We start from the raw sequence: 19,407 nt of genomic DNA, 5'->3' as shown, positions 1-19,407 counted from the left end.
TCCCATGCTTTCTGACTCACTAAAAAAAACAATTAGGCAAGTACACCAGCATGTGGCTAGTAACCTAAAAGATTATCGCCCTCGTAGCAGTCAAAATTATCTTGTAGCCGAAATAGCAAAAACACTTGCTGGCGAATACCATAAAAAGCAGCGCATTTGCGTAATTGAAGCAGGCACCGGTACCGGTAAGTCTCTTGCCTATTGTTTAGGCGCGTTGCCTCTTGCCTTAGCGCAAAAAAAGAAGCTAGTTATTTCTACCGCAACCGTTGCACTGCAAGAACAATTAATAGCAAAAGAGCTCCCATTTTTTAAAAAGCATTCAGGCCTCGACTTTAAATTTGATTTGGTAAAAGGTCGCCATCGTTATATTTGCGCTCACAAATTACATAATGCTGTAAACGGCGATAGCCAAACACAAATGGACTTTATGCCAACACTTACTTCACCATTGAGCGCAATGGAAACCAAGTGTTTAAATGAGCTATATAACGCCTATGTGAATAAAAAATGGCAAGGCGATAGAGACAGTTGGGCCGATACCGTACCCGACAGAGTATGGAACTTAATAGCGTGCGATAAACATTCATGCCAACGCCAAATGAAGGCCCATCAAACGTGTCCGTTTCAGCTTGCTCGTAATCAATTAATGCAAATGGATGTGCTGGTAATTAATCACTCTTTATTACTAGCTGATTTAGACTTAGGCGGCGGTAAAATTTTACCCGAGCCCGACAACACCATTTATGTAATTGATGAAGCGCATCATTTAGCACATATAACACGCGACTTTTCATCGGCCGCAGCAACAATTAAAGGTACAATAGAATGGCTTGATAAGCTCACCAAGTTTAGCGGAAAAATGGCAAAGGTTTTAGTGGGGCAAAGAGCCATTGGCCAAAACTTTAAACTTTGCGACAGTATTAATGACGCGAATAAAGATTTAAAAGTAGTTCGCGATATTCTCGATAATGCTGACTTTGAATATTCGAAAGACGATACTTATCGCTTTGAGCACGGTGAAATTCCACAATCGCTGCACAGTAAAGCAAAAGACATAAGCGAAGCCACGCAAGATGCGCTGCGCTGTTTAAACAAAATGCACGACACCCTTACCCAAGATGTAAGCGACGGCGACATAAAACCTTACGTTGCCGACCCAATACTAGGCGAAAGCGGTCAATACATAAACCGCTTAGAGCAACTAAACAAACTATGGTTTAGTTACGCAAAAAAAGGCGAAGGTGCTCCCCATGCACGGTGGATAAAACGTCTTGAATACAAAAGCCATAACGATCACTTATTAAGCGACTGCCCTATCGAGGTCGGTTATTACTTAAAAGATAAATTATGGCGAGAATGCGCGGGCGCTGTTTTATGCTCAGCTACATTAAGTGCACTGGGCTCGTTTGATCACTTTGCTTACGAAACAGGGCTTGCTAAAGAAGAAGGCGTTAAATTTATTAAAGTACCTTCTCCTTTTGATTACCCAAAACAAGCCACTTTACGTATTCCGGTATCTAAAGTAGAACCTACCGATAAAGACTTTAGTGATCACCTAGCTAAAACTTTACCAGAGTACCTAAATGATAAAAAAGCGAACCTTGTACTATTCGCTTCTTACTGGCAAATGGACCACGTAACAAAGTTTCTTAGAACAAAAGGTTTTAACTTATTAGTACAAGGTGAGATGTCGCGAGAAGCATTGCTTAAATTACACACTAAAAATGTAGACGAAGGCAAAGGCAGTATTTTATTTGGAACCCAGAGCCTTTCGGAAGGTCTTGATTTACCAGGTAAATATTTAGAGAACCTAATAATTACTAAAATTCCGTTTGCTGTACCTACTTCGCCAATAGAAGAAGCGCAAGCAGAATTTGTACAAAGCAAAGGTGGTAACCCGTTTTTAACGATTACCGTGCCAGATGCCGCAAAGAAATTGGTACAAAGCTGTGGTAGACTGCTGCGAAAAGAGAGTGATGAAGGCTGTATTACTATTCTCGATAGACGCTTAGTTACTAAGCGATACGGTAAAGCCATGCTCGACACCCTACCACCTTTTAAAAGACAAATAGATTATTAATGTTTGAACTCGCACTCGATCCAACAACCTGGGCTGTTTTATGTGCTGTTGCACTTGCCGCAGGTTTTATAGACGCTATCGCCGGTGGCGGTGGCATGTTAACTGTACCCGCTTTATTAACTGCTGGCTTACCTCCACATTTAACATTAGGCACCAATAAATTAGCGGCTAGCTTTGGCTCGTTAACGGCAAGCTATACATACTATAAAAAAAACTTATTTAGTCCTAAGTTTTGGGCAGCCTCCATTATTGCTACCGCAATAGGTGCATTGATAGGTACTGTTATTGTTGATCATTTAAGTATCGATTTTTTAAACAAACTACTCCCCATTATTATTATTTTAGTTGCTGGCTATAGCTTATTTGGTAATTTAAGCACCACCGAAGGCGATGAACTTCCTAAACTAAACAAAGCGATGAAAATAAAACAATGGCTACAAGGTTTAGCATTAGGCTTTTTTGATGGTTTAGCAGGCCCAGGTACGGGTACATTTTGGACTGCTTCTAATGGCATGCTTTACAAAATGAACCTGCTACTCAACTGTGGTTTAGCGCGTTCAATGAATTTTGTGTCTAACTTTATATCTTTAATTACCTTTGTTGCACTCGGCCATGTAAACTTTTTACTTGGCATAACAATGGGCTTTTTTATTATGCTAGGCGCATGGTTTGGGGCGCATTCAGCAATACGTTTTGGTAGCAAATTTATTCGCCCAGTATTTAATACTATGGTTATACTTTTAGCATTAAAACTAATTTACGAGGCTTACTTTTAATATGCATTCAATGGCTTTAGATAAACTACGCCAACAAGTTGCAACGCTAAAACAACAAGCTGAGCAATTTGATAAAGCTAAACTTTTTTCTAAAAATCGTTACATGCAAGCACAACCTAGCTTGTTTGACCGCGCAGTTTTTAGTACCAAAAGCATGAACCTAGTCGATTACGTAATAGAAATAGAAGACGAAGTTTCAAGGTTACCGCCAAGCGAGCATCGCCATGCTTATACCTACGCGCTTGAACGTATTGCAGCTCAAATACAAGCTGTATTCAATGTTATTAAATCAACGCCTATTTGGGTTAAAGAAAACAAAAGCCATTATAAACCACGCCCTAAGCAAACCGTTTATAAGCAAGCTGTGCAAAAAATAATGCAATCATCCCATGAGCTTTACGACGAATTAAAACAAAACCATGAGTTTGAACGCCGTTTAGTGCTCATGATTGAAGAGCGAAAAATGCAAATGGATAAAGCCTCGCCTGCTAAAGCACAAAAGCTTAACCTTGAAATATTAAGCACACACGCTCGATTAGGCCGCTGCAGAAAAGCAATTTCTGCCACCGAAGATAAAATTCAACAAGTAGAAAAACAGCAGCTGCGTTAAGGCGCACTTTACTATGCAGCTTTATTATCATCCATTGTATTCAGACCTTATACTCCCAGAACGTCATCGATTCCCTATTCAAAAGTATAAGTTACTTAAAACAGAAATAGAAAACCTAGGTGTTTCGGCTATTCACTTTCAAGAGCCTAAAAAAGCAACCAAATCTCAACTTTCGCTATGTCATAGCCAACGTTATATAGATGACTTTTTAAATGGGACTCTTGGCAATAAAGCCATAAAAAAAATGGGCTTTCCTTATTCAAATGAATTGGTAGAGCGCACATTACTATCAGTTGGGGCAAGTATCCAAAGTAGTGAACACGCGCTAAAACATGGTTTTTCGGCTAATTTAAGTGGTGGCTATCATCATGCATACAGTGATTACGGCAGCGGTTTTTGTATTTTTAACGATCTAGCTATTGCAGCAGCACATTTAATAAATACAGAGCAAGCCGACACTGTTTTAATTTTTGATTGCGACGTACACCAAGGCGATGGCACAGCACAAATCACTCAAAACCATGACCAAATTATTACCTGCTCAATTCATTGTGAACAAAATTTTCCTCGTAAGAAGCAAGAGTCCACCTACGATTTTGCATTGCCCGCTAAAACAACCGACGCTGAGTACCTTGCTACATTAGAGCAAGCACTCGATTTTTGCGTGCGTATTCATAACCCCGATATTATTTTGTATAATGCAGGTGCTGATATTTACACAAAAGACGAGTTAGGCTTGTTTGAAGTATCACTAGATGGCGTATATAAACGCGACTTTTTTACTCTCAACTTTTGTAAGCAACACCAAATCCCACTAATGTGCGGCCTAGGCGGAGGTTATCAGCGTTATTTGAGCTCACTAATTAATGTTCATAAACAACTATTTAAAGCCGCTATCGATTTATAGCAAGCCATAGTATAGACTCAATTAAACTGATTATTTTAAAGCGGTGGGAATATGCGATTACACGAAGACATACACAACTATTACGAAAAGATTGTAGTCGAGGAAGTTATCAAACTTAAACTTGATGAAAAATATGATGAAGATGTAATGGCTGACTTTTGTTGTACGATACTAAATCAGCTCCCGCCACGATATATTCGCTACGATGTAGATATGGCGTTTTATTTACCGCAATCAGAACGCATACATATGGAACAACGTGTACAAACCGCAATAAACGTTGCCATCAGCCAAATATCAAAAAAGAAAGAGTTAAATGACAAGTCCACTTGATCAAGCCCCTACACATATGAAACTTGCAGTAGATTTAATTATGATACTAGAGCAACACGATGTTGCTCCAGAAGAAGTACTTAAAGCACTTGAAATAGTTCAAAGCGACTTTGAAAAGAAGCTAGAAAAGTCATAACTCTATTCTATTATTTGTATGTCGTGCTCGGTAACGCTACCTTCGTGCTTAGTGCAATCAATTTTAACTTCACCAAATGTACGCCTAGGCGAAGTTGAACGCCGACAGGTCATATTTTGTGCTTTAACGCCAAATTGCGTTATATACAACTCAACTGTTTCGTCTATTTGTTGTTTTTGCTGCGTAGTCGCTGCACTGTAAAATGCATCGTATTGCGCAGACCAATTCTCAATCCCCGCTTCTTTTGCAACACCTAGCCAGCCCATTCCGAGTTTAGTAGATTGCTCCAAGTATTGGCCTTTTAAAAACATGAATGCCAACGTATATTGTGCACTTTTATAGCCAAGTGCTGCCAGCTCTTTTAAATCATAAAAAGCTTGCTCGTACAGCCCCTTTTTATACGCTTTATACCAATTCGCTTAATTAAGTAATCTATTTTGAGGATGGAGAAACTTGTTGATAGCTAGGCAAAAAATTCGCTATTTAGTTGTTCTAAATGAAAATTTTTTAACGCAGGTAGCGACACGTTTAGCCCCGCAAAATGATTAAGTATTATTGCGGATTGGTATTAATACCATTGTATTCTTTTTTCTTCATTGTATTGTCGCTGTATAGGCTAACAGGGGTCGACCCACACCCACCTAATAAACCTACAGCCAAAATTGCTGCAACCGATATACATTTAGCCATAACTAGTCCTTTATTATTTCTATATGCGAGTACCGAATCTGGCTTACACTCTTTGCAAAGCCTGCTATTGTGTAATCCTGTTTGTATAATTAAAATACTATCATGAGCTTAGCAAGTTTACTTCGGTTATTTTTTCTGGCTGCAATTTGGGGCGCGTCATTTTTATTTATGCGAATGGCAGCTAACAGCTTAGGCCCAGCGGTGTTAATAGAATTTAGAGTTGGCTTTGCCGCACTCACCCTCTTTATTGTGGCGCTGTACTTAAAACGCCGCTTGGCGTTTACTGAGCACACAAAACACTTTTTTATAATAGGCGCGTTTAACTCTGCTCTGCCGTTTTTATTTTTTGCTTACGCAGCCCAAACTATTAGCGCATCCACACTCTCAATTTTAAATTCTACAACACCAATATGGGGTGTTGTTGTTGGAATTTTATGGACAAAAACAAAGCCCAATAAAAGTATGGTGATTGGTTTACTACTGGGTTTAATTGGCGTAGTTATTTTGGTTGGGCAAAATCATTTTGTGTTAAATAGCCAATCAATTTTGGCCATAGTAGCAGCATTAAGCGCATCACTTTGCTATGCCATTGCATCGCATTACACTAAAAACGCGCCTAAACTGCCCCCATTCGATAACGCCCATGGCTCAATGTGGGCTTCAAGCTTTATGGTATTACCGCTTATCTTATTTATGCCAATACGAGAAATACCAAGCACCAACGTTATGCTAGGTGTACTCGTATTAGGAGTAATGTGCACCGCACTTGCTTATATTTTATTTTTTAAATTAATCGAAGATATAGGCCCTACCTCGGCGTTAACAGTCACTTTTTTAATTCCGCTATTTGGCATTTTTTGGGGGCATTTAATTTTAGATGAGCAAGTTGGGCCAAATACATTATTAGGCGCATTATTTGTCATTGTGGGCACTATGCTGGTTACTGGATTTTTACCACGAAAAAAGCACTTAGCTAAAACAAGCTAAGTGCTTATATCAAGCACTTTTACCAAAAAAGCTTACTTTTTCGCCTTTTTGCTTAAGTTTTCAATTAAGTCTTGGGCGCTAAAACTATTGTCGCTTGGTTTTATCCCTTTGCCCATTTTAATATCAATTAAGGTGTGCACTTCTTTGCGTTTATCATTGTTACTTACCTGTACGCCTACGCTGCTTGTTGGGCGTGCACTAGTTTCGCAGGTTAATAAACCACAGTTTCGCTCATATTGCTGGCTTTGTGATGCACTAATAGATGACGCGGGCGCTTGCGATTTAGACTCAACAAAGGTTTCTTTGTTGGTTACAACAAACCAGTCGTAGCCTTGTGCTTGTGTAAGCTCAGCCGCGCGCAATAATGCATAGTCACCGGCATCGGCTACATTATTTGATACGCTTTTAAACTCTACTCGGTATTGATCGTCGCTAATTTTTTGCTCGCTATAACCTTGTGAGCCATTATTTGCGGCGCGGTAATCAGGTTTAGATGCACATCCCGCCATAAGTAAAATACTGATAATTAAAATAGATGTTTTCATAGTTCACCTCGTTTTATACACATTATTATTTGTTTAACTGCCACTTTGCGCTAATTGCTTGCTGCTCTTGCGCTCTATCTAGTGGTGCGCCGCTGATCATGCTATCTATAACAGCATCTAACTCACTGTTATTAGACGCCGTTTGATATTGCGCGCCACTGTTACTTTGCTGCACGGCTGTTTGCGCTTTAATTTGCCAACCGCTTTGCGTTTTACAAGCAATGCTTGTTTGCGTTGTATTATTTGAGCTTAGTGCATACTGCCTACAAAGCTCACCTTGCTGATTTTTAAAACTAAGCTGTGCACTAAATAGTGAGCCATCACTTTGCTTATACTCACCACTACTTAGCTGTGTATTAAGTGCTGTGGCTATGTTACTGGCTACTAAATTTTGCGACTCATTGGGTTGTAAATAGCTCGTCATTGCAACACCAAATACCACGGCAACGCTTGCAGCTATTGCTAAACTTTTATTAGCCGATTGCTTAACCTTTTGCCAAGGCGTTAAGGTTACTACATTACTGTTTAACGTGTTTTTTGTCGTTGCTGTATCAAGCTTTACAACCGTTTTAGCTAATGAGTCACTAAGTGGTGCGTCGTCAATACTTGTTGCGTGCTCTTTTACTAACATGTCTACTTCGCTAAATTCTGCAAGTCGCATTACTAGCTCATCATCGGTTTCAAGGGCTTTGCGCACTTGCTCCATTTCGTGCTCGCTTAGTTCTGAGTCTAAAAAGGCGCTAAGTGTTTCGTCGTTAATGTTCATACTTGCTCCTTTTTAAAGTCGGGTTTTATTAAATTATAAAGTGTACTGCGTGCGCGCGATAATTTACTCATTACACTGCCTATAGGTATATCTAGCGTATGTGCTACCTCTTTATAAGCCATGCCCTGCACTGCCACCAGCGATACTATGGCGCGTTGCTCTTCTGGTAATTGCCCAAGTGCTGTATTTACATTTTTAAGCATTTGTTTATTTTCGAGTGTTTGGTGTTCATTGCTTGTAATTGGCTCTGGTAAAATATCGGCCTGAGCCGTATTTTGCCTTACCTTGCGTGAGCGGTATTCGTCTATCCACACATTACGGCAAATTTTAAATGCCCATTTAGCAGGCTCAACGTCATCCGGAATGCCTTTTACTAATAGTTTTTCAATTGTTATTTGCACTACATCGTCTGCATCTGCTTTACTACCCGTTAGCGAATAGGCAAAACGCCTAAGCATGGGCAATAAGGTTTTTATAGTTTCGTTCATTGATTTTTACCCCTTTTATAAAGAAGACGATTCAAAAAAGCATTTATTCCCAAATAATCAAAATAATTTAAATAATGAAATATTTCTATGTGTTAAACGTTAACTAACCAGCATGATAAATTTAATAGAAGTAACCCACTATGAATATTATAAACACACGCGTTAAACACATAATAGCCGCTTCGCTTTGTATATTTAGCGCAACGAGTTCAGCCAATATAGTAAGAGTCGATCAGGTGCTTGGGCAGCTAAACCCAATAGAGCAGCGTATTGAACAAACTATAGAGCGAGCACAGCGCCTGCCGCTTCCGGTGCCTGTTCCACAAATATCGATTGATGAACTAAAAGCGCAAATTAGTGAGCCAATTAGCAGCTTACCCAATGTGCTTAACATTAATATAAATAGCCAAAACACCGCATTTGTTGAAGTAGAGCTTGAAAACGGCTTTAGAGCAATAGAGCGCCAATGGTTATTAATGGCAAATAGCCAACAACTTAATACCCTAAAGCAGCAAAATGTAACCATTGTATCGGTAAAAAATTACAACGCACTTAACATGAGCTTAGTGCGCTTTAATGTACCCCAAGGTGTTAACTCTAAAAGTGAGTTATTAAAAGCACTTAACTTAGATGAGTCTGCAATACTTGACCGAAACCACATTTACCAAGCGCAAACAGGCGAACCTAGCGTGAAAGTAACACCAAATAAGCCTGTTGCTCCTTACTGCACAAAAAGCGTAAAAATTGGCATGATCGACAGCGCAATTAATACCAAACACAACGCTTTTAAAGGCGCAAATATCACCACGCAAAGCTTTTTACCTAAAGGGTTAAGCTCGCCAAATTTACACGGCACCGCCATAGCGGGGTTAATTACAGGTAAAGGAGCAATGCTCAGCCCGCTTTTAAGCAGTGCCAAGCTTTACAGTGCCGAGGTGTTTTATAGGCAATCTGAATATGCACAAGGGGCTACATTATTTGCCATAGTAGAGGCACTTAACTGGCTAGTTAGTAATAAAATCCCCGTAATAAATATGAGCCTAACAGGGCCAAATAACGCAATTTTAGAAGCAAGTATTACTGCAGCAATAAAACAAAACGTATTAATTGTAGCTGCTGCGGGTAACCAAGGGCCGGCGTCGCAGCCGTTATACCCAGGCGCGTATAAAAGCGTGATAGCGGTAAGTGCTATTGATTCAAAAAACCACATTTATAGATGGTCAAATAAAGGCGATTACATAGACTTTGCAGCCCTTGGTGTAAATGTTGTTACAAGCCAAGGCAATGGAAAATTTGGGAGGGAGTCGGGTACGTCAATGGCGGCGCCGCATGTAAGCGCGGCATTAAGTTGTTTATTGTTAAAGCATGGGAATAATAAAACCAAAGCACTTAACGAGCTTACATCGCTGGTCGTCGATTTAGGCGAGCAAGGCAAAGACACCACCTTTGGTTATGGCGCCATTTACCCACCTAAAAGTGCACTTTAACTGACGCCGATAAAACCGATTGCGTATAGGTATTACTACTAAGCTTTGATTGATAATCGCCATATTCAGCCTCGGCTATTAGCGTTACGTGCTCAAACACAGCTAGGTTATAAAACGCATTAACTACATTTCGGTGCTCATCTCGCGACGGTATTTGCTCAAAAAAATCATCCGTTGTTTGCTCATCGTAATCTTTATTTTGATAACGCCAGCCAGCCCCTACTTTGTTAGCCACATTAAAGGCCGTAAATTTGTGCGTAACTTTAGTAGTAAAGCCGTAGCCGTTAAAGTCGTATTGGTTGTCGTCGGCGTTTTCTTTATCAGCACTTAGCGTTGCCATTAGCATGGTTTGGCCATTATTTATAAAATGATAAAGCGCTACATCGGCACCTACGCCGTCGGCATTACGTGCTTTTGCATTAGCAAAACGTTTAGTTTTGGTTTTTATGCTCATACGTAAATACGTATACGGGTTTAAAAAATGGCCATAGTAAGCACTAGCTTGATTAAAATGTAAAAATGTATCGCCATCTACATTTGCTTTTGCACCATCGTAACGAACTCCTACCTCATGGCTATTAAAGCTATAACTGCCATCTAAACCATATTGATGAAGGTCTAAATCGTATTGATCAAATTCATCGTAGTCTTGTTGCTCAAACTTATAGCTTGAGGCTAATTTAGCGCTTTTGGTTACTTGCCATTTTGCATTAACACCGGCTGCGGTTTTTATGCCGCAGTCGCTTTGCGAGGAAATATCGTCAAGCTCTTGAACAGAGAGCGCCGAGTTACTTAATACCCCAACTTCAGCATCAGCATTTAGCTCAAAGCTACTTTTAAAGGGCTTATTTTGCTCAGCTGTTTTAACTTGGCTGGTTTGTGCAAGCACCGCTTGGGCACTAAAAACACACAAAGTGGCGGTTATAACTGCTTTCATATTTATTCTCCAACAGGCCGAATAGGTTTCCCCATTCGGCATTTGTGCAAACACGCGGCGTATTAAAGGCCTAGGTCTAAATCGTTAGTAATGTTGGTTACTACTTCACTTGCGGTGCTAAGTGCTACATCGTTATTAATTTGATCAGTAACCGCCGCACTTACCTGCCCGCTAACACTTTGCTGTACCGTGCTTTGTAAACTACTAACCGTACTGTCTTGCACACTGGCAATTAAAGATTGCTGAACACTGCTTACTACTTCATTACTGGTGTTAATTGCATCACCCATTTGAAGTGCAGAACTCACTGAGTTTGCAGCCGTATTAGTAATTGCTAATTGGTTTGTAAGCTCACCCGCATTAAGCGTATTAGTTGCATCAGCTTGTGTTACTGAATCGGTTGCGCTACCCACATTTGAAAGTAAAGAGGCATCGGCTGGTGTATCGGTAGTATCTGGCTGAGCGCCTTGTTCAGAGGGAACAGAAAGTAATGACGACTGGCTCACAGCGGTTGTTAAATTACCCGCCGATGAGGTTAGCTGCGCTGTTGCATCGAGCGCTGTATTGGCTGTGGTAATGCCTGTGGTATTTAAAGACGAGGCCGATGCGTTCAATGAGTTATTTAAAGATGAACTAGCAGATGCAACTAATGAATTTGCAGGCTCTGCGGCCTCACTGCTTTCTTGCGCTGAAGTTTGCGTGTTATTCGCCGTTGAATCTGTGTTTTGCGAGTCATCTGCCGTTACTTGTGTATTGCTAGATGCGTTTGTGTCATTGTTACCACTGGCTGTTAAACCATTTTGTGAAAGCGCAATAGATGTAGATGTTTGTTGCTGCGCCGACGTTGACTGGGATATTTCAATATCAGCGGCGTGCACGGCACCTGTAAAAGTACACACACCGCTTAACATCATTACGCTTACAATTTTATTTAATTTAGTCATTGTTTTGTCCTCTAGTTTGTCGGATTGACATAAAGAAGACGATTTACAAAAACACTTTATTCCAAAATAAATTAAAAAATTACAATAAAATCACTTATTAACTAAATTTCAAATACTTAAAGGTAAGCCAATACCCTACGGCGTTTGCGTTTCACTATTTTGTATCAGCAATAACAGCTCGGCAGTGGCGGTTGCGTCGGCCAATGCGCGGTGATGGCTGGTTAAATTTAAATCAAAATGCGCACTAAGGTTACCAAGCGAATACGACTTTAAGCCTTTAAACGCTTTGCGCGATTCAACCACGGTGCACATTTTTGGCATTTTAAAAAAGTGCCCTGCCATCTCGCACTCTTTTTTAATAAAGCCGTAGTCAAAATTAACGTTATGGGCTACAAAAATACTGCCTGCGAGTTTATCTAATAGCGGCTTAACTATATTGGCAAATACAGGCGCGTTGTAAACCATACTGTCGCTAATACCGGTTAATGACGTAATAAAGCCAGGTATATGGCGCTCGGGGTTAACTAAGCTCGTCCAGGTATCAATTACTTTACCGTGCTGCACTTTAACAATGCCAATTTCGGTAATTCGGTTGCCGCCTTTTAAGCCGCCCGTGGTTTCTATATCAACTACGCTGTAAACACGGTTTGGGTCTACAAACCACTTAACTGCGGCAATATGTACCGTAAAGCCCACATTTTTTAAATTATCTATGGTGGTTAATTGGTTGCGCCTAAGCTTATCGCCTGGGGCTTTTACCTCTTCAAAGTGTACTTGGCCATTATTAATGACCATTAAATCGGGGTAACCGTCTTTTAGCTGTAAATAATGTTTACTCATGGCTGCTAAGTGCGCAATTAGTGCCTCAAGTGGGCTGTTTAAAATAAGCGCTTCTAGTGGCTCTAATAAATTGCTGCGCCATCTAAATAAGCCATTGGGCTGATCAAAGTATTGCGCTGCATTTTTGCATACTAAATTAAGTAATGCTTGCGACGTTTGGCACTGAGCTAAGCGCTCGTTTATCTGTGTTTGCTGCGCTTCATAAAAATTACCAAGCCTTAATACTTGCGGATAAATATCAAACTCATTGCATGGCGGATAAGGCGACTCCACAAATAACTCGTGCCAAAATACTAAACCAAACAAACTTTGCCAAAGCGTGTTTTCGGTATTAAATACAGCCATACCTTCGCGAGTATAATAATCGTTTACGCCCTGCTCTACTTCACCTCGGTACAGTTCATCTATTTCTAGCACGCACTGAGTGTCGGCAAGCATGGCACTTAAACGCGAACGTGTTTTTTTATTAAACTTACGCATTAAAAAATCGTCAGCAAAATAAAGTAAATCATCAGTAAGTGGGTTTTCGATAATGGCTTCTAATCGAGCTTTTACCCACTCTTTATTGCCAAGCCTGTATTGCTCTCTTATTTGAATTTCTTGTGCTTCGCTATCATCCACGCACCCTTCAAGTAAACTAAAAGCAAGTTCGCTATCAACTGTTTTTAGCTGCCTATAAAGCCTAACTAATAGTTTGTTTTTTAATACAACGGCAATTGCACCATGTGCAGCTTGCACTAAGACCTGCGACGCTAAAGCGACGTAATCGCTCTCATCTGTAATATTTTTAAATGCTAACCGGTAACGGTTTAATAAATAGTTTGATTGCGCTTCGTCAAGTGTTTCAAAACGTGACAAACTCTCGCTGTGTCCTTCGCGCGTAGCGGTTAAGCCTAAATCTCGCATTACAAAACGGTTTTGATGATTCACATCACCACTGCTTAGTTTGCCTGCAAATAAAAACTCAAAATACTCGTAGTAATCACTGCGGTTATTAATTACATACTGGCTATAAAGTGGCGCAAGCTCTTGTGGGCGTGCTTTAAAAAACTCACGCGCAATATCCACCAGCGCGCCTTTAGCGGCACTCTTTTTAAAACTTATTTGCTCACTGTAATTACTTAGCAACTCAACCAAAGAAGGCTTAGTTAAGTGCGCTAAAAGCTGCGAATAATGCTGCTCGTTTGGCTCAAATAAAATACCGGCTTTTTTTAGCGTATAAATAGCCTGATGCGGCGAGGTTATTTCTTCATAATTAAGCGATTGCGCCTGCACTAAATAAGGCTTTCGCGAGTACACACGCGCCAACATGCATTGGCTTTGCTCATCTAGCTGGTTAATTTTACTAATAAATTCGCTGTGTTTGGGCTCAAGTAAATGCATACATTTACTAGTTACAAACTCAATAAGCTCTCTAAAATGCGCTAAATAGTATTTTGCTGGTAATTCTTTTTTCATAATATCGCCATAACTGTATATAAAAACAGTATCTAGCATTTGTGCTTATTATTCAATCTTAAACTTGTAACTAAAACACGCTATAGTGAGCGTATTAAAGCAAATTTATTAAAAATAAAGGACTTACCATGAGCGCGCACCCATACAATGTTTTATCACTTAATAACGGCGCAAATATTATTTTTACGCCCTGCCCTGGCACAAAAACGCAAAACCTAGCGGATTCAATCACCACATTAAAGGCGGCTGGCACTCACATGCTGCTTTCACTTATGCCGCAAAAAGAACTTGAAAAAAACAACGTACAAACAATTAATAGTGAGTGCAGTAAGCACGATATAACCTGGTTTCATTTACCAATAAATGACGACGAAGCACCCAAACAGCCTTTTACATCAAGCTGGAACACCCACAAAACCGACATATTACAGGCCATACAACACAAACAAACCATTGCCATACATTGTAAAGGCGGCACTGGCCGCACAGGGTTGGTCGCTGCGCTTATTTTAAATTCGGCAGGTTACACAAAAGAAGAAGTATACAGCCTAGTACAAGGCATTCGCCCTAAAGCACTCACTATAGAATTGCAAAAAGAGTACTTTGAGAATTTTGAGGTGTAAGACAGAAATTGGGGAGGATTTAGCACTATAAATAGTGCCAATAATTCTATTTATAGCCTGTAATGAATTAGCACTGATAAGATTGATCACTTGTTATGCAACTCATTTAAACTTTGCCAAGAAATCATTTTTAATACATGCCTTAATACAGAAACTACTATAATTGTTAAAACGCATTAATTGCCAGATGACACCTTGTCCAAAGTCCAAATAAACTGGTTTTGTTGCTTTAAACCAAACATATCTAGGCCTTTTCCACTCAAAGAGGAAGTGTCCTACATGCGTGGATTTAATTATTCCATCTATTTTATCTGAGCTATGTATTTCTACTAACTCATTCGGACCTCGATACTCAGAAATAAAAGAATAAACGAAATGAGTTTTATGATTACTTGAATGAATAGATATATCTTCCATTGATTCATGCAGAGGATCAGGAAGCATCGCACTTAATTTTATGTTTTTCGCTAGATTACGACTATTTATTACCCAAATCATATCTCCGTAGAAATCCTCTCTTGATTTCAACTCAGCTTCAGACATTGGGGAGTTTTGAAATTCAATTACAATATTCTGCTCATTAACAACATCTGCAATATGCTTTTCACCACTTTTATCAAAGTATACTATTTCTTGATTATGATCTTCCCAATGATTTTTCCAATCTCGATGCCATTGGGATTCATTATCCCACCAAGGATCACAACTACATTTTACCTTGTGCGCCCAATGCCATCTAATTTTTGAACCACACTTTGCTACGGTTGGGCTACCACAATATATACAAACTCCTTTCATCTTAGGCAGAGGAGCTTGCTTAAATCCGTCAACTAATGAAAATTTCATAAGTACATAACACTCGGTTGTATAATGCCTCAATCAGCCGCTGCTGGATTGGCTTGTTATATTTATTTAACCAATTCAGGAGCGGGTAAAGTTTTTGTAATACTTTTATTTAGCGAATGATTGTCAAATGCTATAGAAACCATTGAAAGTTTCGCCACCAATTTTTCCCCCTTAAATAGAGCTAAATCCGTTCCTAATTCTGCACCATCAAGATCGGAGAGTGGAAAAGTTTTGTCAATTTTTTTCCAGCCAGATAATCCTTTAAGTAGGATTACTTCACTGTCTATTTTGATTTCATATTGCCGAAAGCTGAGTACCATCCACCAAGCAAAAATAGATGTTGTAACCAAAGCGAGAATTAACGCCAAAAGTTGTTCATTTGGCGATAACGAAGTATTGCTCTCGCTAAGGAATAAAATAGCGCCAGCATATATTGCAAAGAATCCGATACAGTTAAATGATAGTAAAAAAATTGATTTAAAAATGATTTGAAAAACTGAGCTACGAATTACAGACATGGTATCTCTATAAATATGACAATTTAATCGACGACATTTGTCGTTTTATAAATCGACAAATGTCCCTATTTTATAATCTATTAACCTTAACCACCAAATAATCACTTGTAAACAATTACCTAACTTCAGAACAGGCTACGCAATTGCAAAAACACACCCAAATGGGTGAGAACAGTAATATTGGTCCAACAAATACTCCCCATACAAAACATATTATTTTTTTGAAAATCAATCGGTGTTATTCAAAAAAGGCGGTTACTTAATTTTAAAGCCTTTAAAAATGGCTCAATTTACACCCGCACAAGCGTATTCAGCCATAGCGCTTTACGATATCATGCTCTTTTAAATTTAAATTAACTTTCAGGGCATATAATGACAACGCACACACCGCCTTCCCACTCAGCCAACACAGTTGAACACACCTCTCTTTTTTACGTAATATTTATATCGGCTGTGGCTGCTATTGGTGGCTTTTTATTTGGTTTTGACTCGGGCGTTATTAACGGCACAGTGTCGGCACTCGGTAATGCATTTAATTCTAGCAGTGTAGCTACGGGCTTTAATGTAGCGTCTGTGTTATTAGGGTGCGCCCTAGGTGCGCTTGCTGCGGGGCCGCTGGCTGATAAGTTTGGTCGCCGTGCAATTATGATCATCACCGCGATTATTTTTGCCATTAGTGCATTTGGGTCGGGCATTAGCGAAAGCTCTGCGGAGTTTATTTTTTACCGTTTATTTGGTGGTTTAGGTATTGGTGCGGCATCGGTATTAGCGCCAGCTTACATTGCAGAAGTTGCGCCACCAGCACTACGTGGTCGTTTGGCTACATTACAACAACTCGCTATTGTATTGGGTTTATTTGCTGCTTTTTTAAGTAACTACTTAATTGCTGATGCAGCAGGCAGCGCGCAAAATATTTTAATGCTTGATATAGCCGCTTGGCGCTGGATGTTTTGGGCTGAGCTTGTGCCTGCTGTGTTGTTTTTAGTGGGTGTTTTGTTTATTCCGGAGTCGCCTCGTTATTTAGTGGCGCAAGGTAAAGTAGACGATGCTAAAGCAGTATTTAGTAAAATATCGAACGACAATGCAGATAAACAAATAAGCGATGTAAAACGCTCATTGCATAGCGACACAAAGCCAAGTATTCGCGATTTATTTATTGATAACAGTAAAAAAGTACACCCAATTGTTTGGGTGGGTGTTGCGCTGAGTGTATTTCAGCAATTTGTGGGTATTAACGTGGTGTTTTATTACGGCTCTGAGCTTTGGCAGGCCGCTGGGTTTGACGAGTCGCAATCGCTATTTATAAATGTACTCGCAGGTACTACTAATATTGTATCAACCTTTATTGCCATTGCCCTAGTTGACAAAATTGGCCGTAAACCACTGCTCTTAGTAGGCAGTATTGGTATGTTTATTAGCTTAAGCGCGCTTACTTATATATTTGGTAGTGCAGGCCTTGATGAAGCAGGCAAACTTGCCCTTAGCGATAACATGGGTACGTTTGCACTGATTATGGCTAACTTATTTGTGGTATTTTTTGGCTTAAGTTGGGGCCCTGTTGTATGGGTATTATTAGGCGAAATGTTTAATAATCGTATTCGTGGTGCAGCCCTTGCTGTTGCAGCTAGCGCACAATGGATTGCTAACTTTGCCATTACCATGACCTTCCCTATTATGCTGGCTAACATTGGCCTTGCCGGTGCTTATGGCTTTTATGCGTTATCGGCACTTATAAGCATATTTTTTGTTGTTAAATACATAAAAGAAACACGCGGTAAAACGCTCGAATCTATGTGATTTTTAAAAGCGGTGATATTAATCGCCGCTTTGCTTTTACATACAATGGCGTTATTTAAGAGTGATTGTTTGGATGAGCTAAACGTTAATTAATAAATATATTTTAAACTGCTGTTAATACGTAAACGCTCCTTTTACCAGCAAGCTTTTACTACCAAAGTTTATAGCTACCGATTGCATACTTAAATATCACTATAGCTCAATACGTTAGCGAACCTTTTAACTTAAGTTAAGGCTGAATAGCAATCTACGCTCATTTATTTTAACTTTATAGCCATTGCCGTATTACCTTTTATTATAACTAATCTATTTAAATTCCTTTTTAGAATATCAAAAATTAGCTATTGTCCGCCCATTCCAACTTTATGTATTTACTAAAATGAAAAAACAGTTAGTTTCAGGCTTAGCTTTAACGTGTGCGTTAGGTTCGTTCAGTGCATTTGCTACTAATGGTTATTTTACTCACGGCTATGGCATGACCCACAAAGGCATGGCTGGCGCAGGTGTAGCGCTGTCAGAAGAGTTAATGTCTGGCGCTAATAATCCAGCAACCTTTTTACCTAACGGAACAGAGCTATCACTGGGCTTAGAGCTTTTTTCACCTGAACGAAAATATACTGCATCAAAAGTAGATACTTTTTACCCTGGCGCATTTTATCTTGAAGCAAAAACACAAAAAAGCGACAACACCGTATTTGCAATTCCAGAGTTTGCTATTGGCCATCAATTAAATGAAAAAGTAAATATTGGCTTATTAGTTTATGGCAACGGCGGTATGAATACCGAGTACGGCGCAGAATCCTCTCCTGAGGGGACTTTTTACGCTGGTACGGCAGGCGTTGATTTAAAACAACTCTTTATTAGCCCAACAGTAAGCTATGAGTTGAATGAACAAACACGCCTTGGTGTATCCCCTATTTACGTGGTGCAACAGTTTGAAGCGCAAGGGCTTGGAAACTTTGCTCCTTTTTCGCAATCACCCCAAGCGCTTACAAATAATGGCACCGATACAAGCACAGGCTTAGGCATTCAACTAGGTATTAGCCAAGATATAAATTCGTCATTAAGCTGGGGGGCAAGTTACCGCTCATCTGTGTCTATGCAAGAGTTTGATAGCTATAAAGGTTTGTTTGCAGAGCAAGGCGGATTTGATCTACCAAGTTCGTTTCAACTTGGCGCAGCCTACAAGCTTACCCCAAGTAATCAGGTTGTATTTGATTGGCAAAAAATAAATTACAGCGAAGTAAAAAGTATTGCAAATCCAATCAGTAACTTGGTGTCAGCACCTTTAGGGGCTAACGCCGGCGCTGGGTTTGGCTGGAACGATATGACTATTTATAAGCTTGGCTATCAGTGGCAACGTACATCGCAACAAAAAATTCGTTTTGGGGTATCTTATACCGAGCAACCTATTCCTTCATCAAACGTTTTGCTTAATATTTTAGCCCCGGGCGTTCAAGAGTGGCATTTTACTACTGGCTTTAGCCATTCTTTTACCAACAAGGTACAATTAAACGCTATGGCTTTTTATTCGCCAGCAAAAAAAGTAACGGGTGCTAACTACTTAGCGCCTAATCAACAATTATCAATCGAAATGAAACAAACCGGTTTAGGCGTTTCTATTGTTTGGGAAATTTAA

At 39.7% G+C, this 19,407-nt stretch carries 20 protein-coding genes and 1 pseudogene; 11 read left to right on the top strand and 10 right to left on the bottom strand.

The window, feature by feature from the left end:
- Positions 1–4: 4 nt before the first annotated feature.
- The 6 genes from dinG to H5161_RS14975 are packed head-to-tail and all read left to right on the top strand — an operon-like array spanning position 5 to position 4,842.
- Positions 5–2,080, top strand: a complete 2,076-nt coding sequence (gene dinG / locus H5161_RS15000) for an ATP-dependent DNA helicase DinG (RefSeq protein WP_182769584.1) — start codon at positions 5–7, stop codon at positions 2,078–2,080.
- Positions 2,080–2,856: a TSUP family transporter gene (locus H5161_RS14995; RefSeq protein ID WP_002958254.1), complete on the top strand. Its 777-nt coding sequence runs from the start codon at positions 2,080–2,082 to the stop codon at positions 2,854–2,856. The genes dinG and H5161_RS14995 overlap by 1 nt, the downstream gene beginning before the upstream one ends.
- 1 nt (position 2,857) lies before the next feature.
- Positions 2,858–3,466 (top strand): primosomal replication protein, encoded by a 609-nt coding sequence (locus H5161_RS14990; protein ID WP_002958255.1) that lies wholly within the window; start codon positions 2,858–2,860, stop codon positions 3,464–3,466.
- 13 nt (positions 3,467–3,479) lie between these two features.
- Positions 3,480–4,373 (top strand): histone deacetylase, encoded by an 894-nt coding sequence (locus tag H5161_RS14985; RefSeq protein ID WP_182769583.1) that lies wholly within the window; start codon positions 3,480–3,482, stop codon positions 4,371–4,373.
- 51 nt (positions 4,374–4,424) lie between these two features.
- A complete protein-coding gene (locus H5161_RS14980) occupies positions 4,425–4,706 on the top strand; it encodes a late competence development ComFB family protein (protein WP_182769582.1) in 282 nt (93 codons plus the stop codon).
- On the top strand, positions 4,690–4,842 hold the full coding sequence (locus tag H5161_RS14975; RefSeq protein ID WP_182769581.1) for a DUF2496 domain-containing protein: 153 nt from the start codon (positions 4,690–4,692) through the stop codon (positions 4,840–4,842). The genes H5161_RS14980 and H5161_RS14975 overlap by 17 nt, the downstream gene beginning before the upstream one ends.
- A 2-nt stretch (positions 4,843–4,844) precedes the next feature.
- Here H5161_RS14975 and H5161_RS14970 read toward each other — a convergent pair.
- A pseudogene (locus tag H5161_RS14970) lies at positions 4,845–5,258 on the bottom strand (sel1 repeat family protein); the annotation flags it as partial.
- Between the two features lie 136 nt (positions 5,259–5,394).
- Complete coding sequence (locus H5161_RS14965; protein ID WP_002958262.1) at positions 5,395–5,532, bottom strand: hypothetical protein; 138 nt, start codon at positions 5,530–5,532, stop codon at positions 5,395–5,397.
- A 102-nt stretch (positions 5,533–5,634) separates the two neighbouring features.
- On the opposite strand from H5161_RS14965, the gene H5161_RS14960 reads away from it, so the two are divergent.
- The gene (locus tag H5161_RS14960) at positions 5,635–6,519 is read left to right on the top strand and encodes a DMT family transporter (RefSeq protein ID WP_182733824.1); all 885 of its coding nucleotides are present in this window, start codon (positions 5,635–5,637) and stop codon (positions 6,517–6,519) included.
- 32 nt (positions 6,520–6,551) lie between these two features.
- Here the strand turns inward: H5161_RS14960 and H5161_RS14955 are convergent, their stop codons facing one another.
- From H5161_RS14955 to H5161_RS14945, 3 genes are read right to left on the bottom strand one after another with little or no spacing between them, the layout of a single operon-like run.
- Positions 6,552–7,064: a CC0125/CC1285 family lipoprotein gene (locus H5161_RS14955; RefSeq protein ID WP_182769580.1), complete on the bottom strand. Its 513-nt coding sequence runs from the start codon at positions 7,062–7,064 to the stop codon at positions 6,552–6,554.
- Positions 7,065–7,089: 25 nt separating this feature from the next.
- Positions 7,090–7,830: an anti-sigma factor gene (locus H5161_RS14950; protein ID WP_182769579.1), complete on the bottom strand. Its 741-nt coding sequence runs from the start codon at positions 7,828–7,830 to the stop codon at positions 7,090–7,092.
- The gene (locus H5161_RS14945) at positions 7,827–8,318 is read right to left on the bottom strand and encodes an RNA polymerase sigma factor (protein ID WP_024596777.1); all 492 of its coding nucleotides are present in this window, start codon (positions 8,316–8,318) and stop codon (positions 7,827–7,829) included. The genes H5161_RS14950 and H5161_RS14945 overlap by 4 nt, the downstream gene beginning before the upstream one ends.
- A gap of 140 nt (positions 8,319–8,458) precedes the next feature.
- Between H5161_RS14945 and H5161_RS14940 the strand changes: the two genes are divergently transcribed.
- The gene (locus H5161_RS14940; protein WP_182769578.1) at positions 8,459–9,805 is read left to right on the top strand and encodes a S8 family serine peptidase; all 1,347 of its coding nucleotides are present in this window, start codon (positions 8,459–8,461) and stop codon (positions 9,803–9,805) included.
- Here the strand turns inward: H5161_RS14940 and H5161_RS14935 are convergent.
- From H5161_RS14935 to H5161_RS14925, 3 genes are all read right to left on the bottom strand, one after another.
- Positions 9,789–10,742: a hypothetical protein gene (locus H5161_RS14935; protein WP_182769577.1), complete on the bottom strand. Its 954-nt coding sequence runs from the start codon at positions 10,740–10,742 to the stop codon at positions 9,789–9,791. The two genes, H5161_RS14940 and H5161_RS14935, sit on opposite strands and share 17 nt — an antisense overlap.
- A 62-nt stretch (positions 10,743–10,804) precedes the next feature.
- The gene (locus H5161_RS14930) at positions 10,805–11,686 is read right to left on the bottom strand and encodes a hypothetical protein (RefSeq protein ID WP_182769576.1); all 882 of its coding nucleotides are present in this window, start codon (positions 11,684–11,686) and stop codon (positions 10,805–10,807) included.
- A gap of 135 nt (positions 11,687–11,821) precedes the next feature.
- The gene (locus H5161_RS14925) at positions 11,822–14,023 is read right to left on the bottom strand and encodes an exonuclease domain-containing protein (protein ID WP_182769575.1); all 2,202 of its coding nucleotides are present in this window, start codon (positions 14,021–14,023) and stop codon (positions 11,822–11,824) included.
- Between the two features lie 89 nt (positions 14,024–14,112).
- Here H5161_RS14925 and H5161_RS14920 point away from each other — a divergent pair, with 89 nt between their 5' ends.
- Positions 14,113–14,607, top strand: coding sequence for a dual specificity protein phosphatase family protein (locus tag H5161_RS14920; RefSeq protein ID WP_182694312.1), 495 nt, complete (start codon positions 14,113–14,115; stop codon positions 14,605–14,607).
- A gap of 102 nt (positions 14,608–14,709) precedes the next feature.
- On the opposite strand, the gene H5161_RS14915 is transcribed toward H5161_RS14920, so the two are convergent.
- Both H5161_RS14915 and H5161_RS14910 read right to left on the bottom strand, forming a co-directional pair.
- Positions 14,710–15,453: a competence protein CoiA gene (locus tag H5161_RS14915; RefSeq protein WP_182769574.1), complete on the bottom strand. Its 744-nt coding sequence runs from the start codon at positions 15,451–15,453 to the stop codon at positions 14,710–14,712.
- A gap of 62 nt (positions 15,454–15,515) precedes the next feature.
- Positions 15,516–15,971, bottom strand: coding sequence for a hypothetical protein (locus H5161_RS14910; protein WP_182696031.1), 456 nt, complete (start codon positions 15,969–15,971; stop codon positions 15,516–15,518).
- Between the two features lie 372 nt (positions 15,972–16,343).
- Here H5161_RS14910 and H5161_RS14905 point away from each other — a divergent pair, with 372 nt between their 5' ends.
- Together H5161_RS14905 and H5161_RS14900 are read left to right on the top strand one after the other, a co-directional pair.
- The gene (locus H5161_RS14905) at positions 16,344–17,768 is read left to right on the top strand and encodes a sugar porter family MFS transporter (protein WP_182769573.1); all 1,425 of its coding nucleotides are present in this window, start codon (positions 16,344–16,346) and stop codon (positions 17,766–17,768) included.
- Between the two features lie 379 nt (positions 17,769–18,147).
- Positions 18,148–19,407 (top strand): OmpP1/FadL family transporter, encoded by a 1,260-nt coding sequence (locus H5161_RS14900; RefSeq protein ID WP_182769572.1) that lies wholly within the window; start codon positions 18,148–18,150, stop codon positions 19,405–19,407.

It is taken from the genome of Pseudoalteromonas sp. SG43-5, from assembly GCF_014164345.1.
GTDB classification, from domain to species: Bacteria; Pseudomonadota; Gammaproteobacteria; order Enterobacterales; family Alteromonadaceae; genus Pseudoalteromonas; species Pseudoalteromonas distincta.
The sequence above is the reverse complement of the archived record's forward strand: the minus strand, read 5'-3'. Positions and strand labels throughout refer to the sequence as shown.

Bases quoted from the DNA above. Each gene is read 5' to 3' on its own strand.
- dinG (WP_182769584.1), top strand. From the start codon at position 5: ATGCTTTCTGACTCACTAAAAAAAACAATTAGGCAAGTACACCAGCAT.
- H5161_RS14995 (WP_002958254.1), top strand. From the start codon at position 2,080: ATGTTTGAACTCGCACTCGATCCAACAACCTGGGCTGTTTTATGTGCT.
- H5161_RS14990 (WP_002958255.1), top strand. From the start codon at position 2,858: ATGCATTCAATGGCTTTAGATAAACTACGCCAACAAGTTGCAACGCTA.
- H5161_RS14985 (WP_182769583.1), top strand. From the start codon at position 3,480: ATGCAGCTTTATTATCATCCATTGTATTCAGACCTTATACTCCCAGAA.
- H5161_RS14980 (WP_182769582.1), top strand. From the start codon at position 4,425: ATGCGATTACACGAAGACATACACAACTATTACGAAAAGATTGTAGTC.
- H5161_RS14975 (WP_182769581.1), top strand. From the start codon at position 4,690: ATGACAAGTCCACTTGATCAAGCCCCTACACATATGAAACTTGCAGTA.
- H5161_RS14965 (WP_002958262.1), bottom strand. From the start codon at position 5,532: ATGGCTAAATGTATATCGGTTGCAGCAATTTTGGCTGTAGGTTTATTA.
- H5161_RS14960 (WP_182733824.1), top strand. From the start codon at position 5,635: ATGAGCTTAGCAAGTTTACTTCGGTTATTTTTTCTGGCTGCAATTTGG.
- H5161_RS14955 (WP_182769580.1), bottom strand. From the start codon at position 7,064: ATGAAAACATCTATTTTAATTATCAGTATTTTACTTATGGCGGGATGT.
- H5161_RS14950 (WP_182769579.1), bottom strand. From the start codon at position 7,830: ATGAACATTAACGACGAAACACTTAGCGCCTTTTTAGACTCAGAACTA.
- H5161_RS14945 (WP_024596777.1), bottom strand. From the start codon at position 8,318: ATGAACGAAACTATAAAAACCTTATTGCCCATGCTTAGGCGTTTTGCC.
- H5161_RS14940 (WP_182769578.1), top strand. From the start codon at position 8,459: ATGAATATTATAAACACACGCGTTAAACACATAATAGCCGCTTCGCTT.
- H5161_RS14935 (WP_182769577.1), bottom strand. From the start codon at position 10,742: ATGAAAGCAGTTATAACCGCCACTTTGTGTGTTTTTAGTGCCCAAGCG.
- H5161_RS14930 (WP_182769576.1), bottom strand. From the start codon at position 11,686: ATGACTAAATTAAATAAAATTGTAAGCGTAATGATGTTAAGCGGTGTG.
- H5161_RS14925 (WP_182769575.1), bottom strand. From the start codon at position 14,023: ATGCTAGATACTGTTTTTATATACAGTTATGGCGATATTATGAAAAAA.
- H5161_RS14920 (WP_182694312.1), top strand. From the start codon at position 14,113: ATGAGCGCGCACCCATACAATGTTTTATCACTTAATAACGGCGCAAAT.
- H5161_RS14915 (WP_182769574.1), bottom strand. From the start codon at position 15,453: ATGAAATTTTCATTAGTTGACGGATTTAAGCAAGCTCCTCTGCCTAAG.
- H5161_RS14910 (WP_182696031.1), bottom strand. From the start codon at position 15,971: ATGTCTGTAATTCGTAGCTCAGTTTTTCAAATCATTTTTAAATCAATT.
- H5161_RS14905 (WP_182769573.1), top strand. From the start codon at position 16,344: ATGACAACGCACACACCGCCTTCCCACTCAGCCAACACAGTTGAACAC.
- H5161_RS14900 (WP_182769572.1), top strand. From the start codon at position 18,148: ATGAAAAAACAGTTAGTTTCAGGCTTAGCTTTAACGTGTGCGTTAGGT.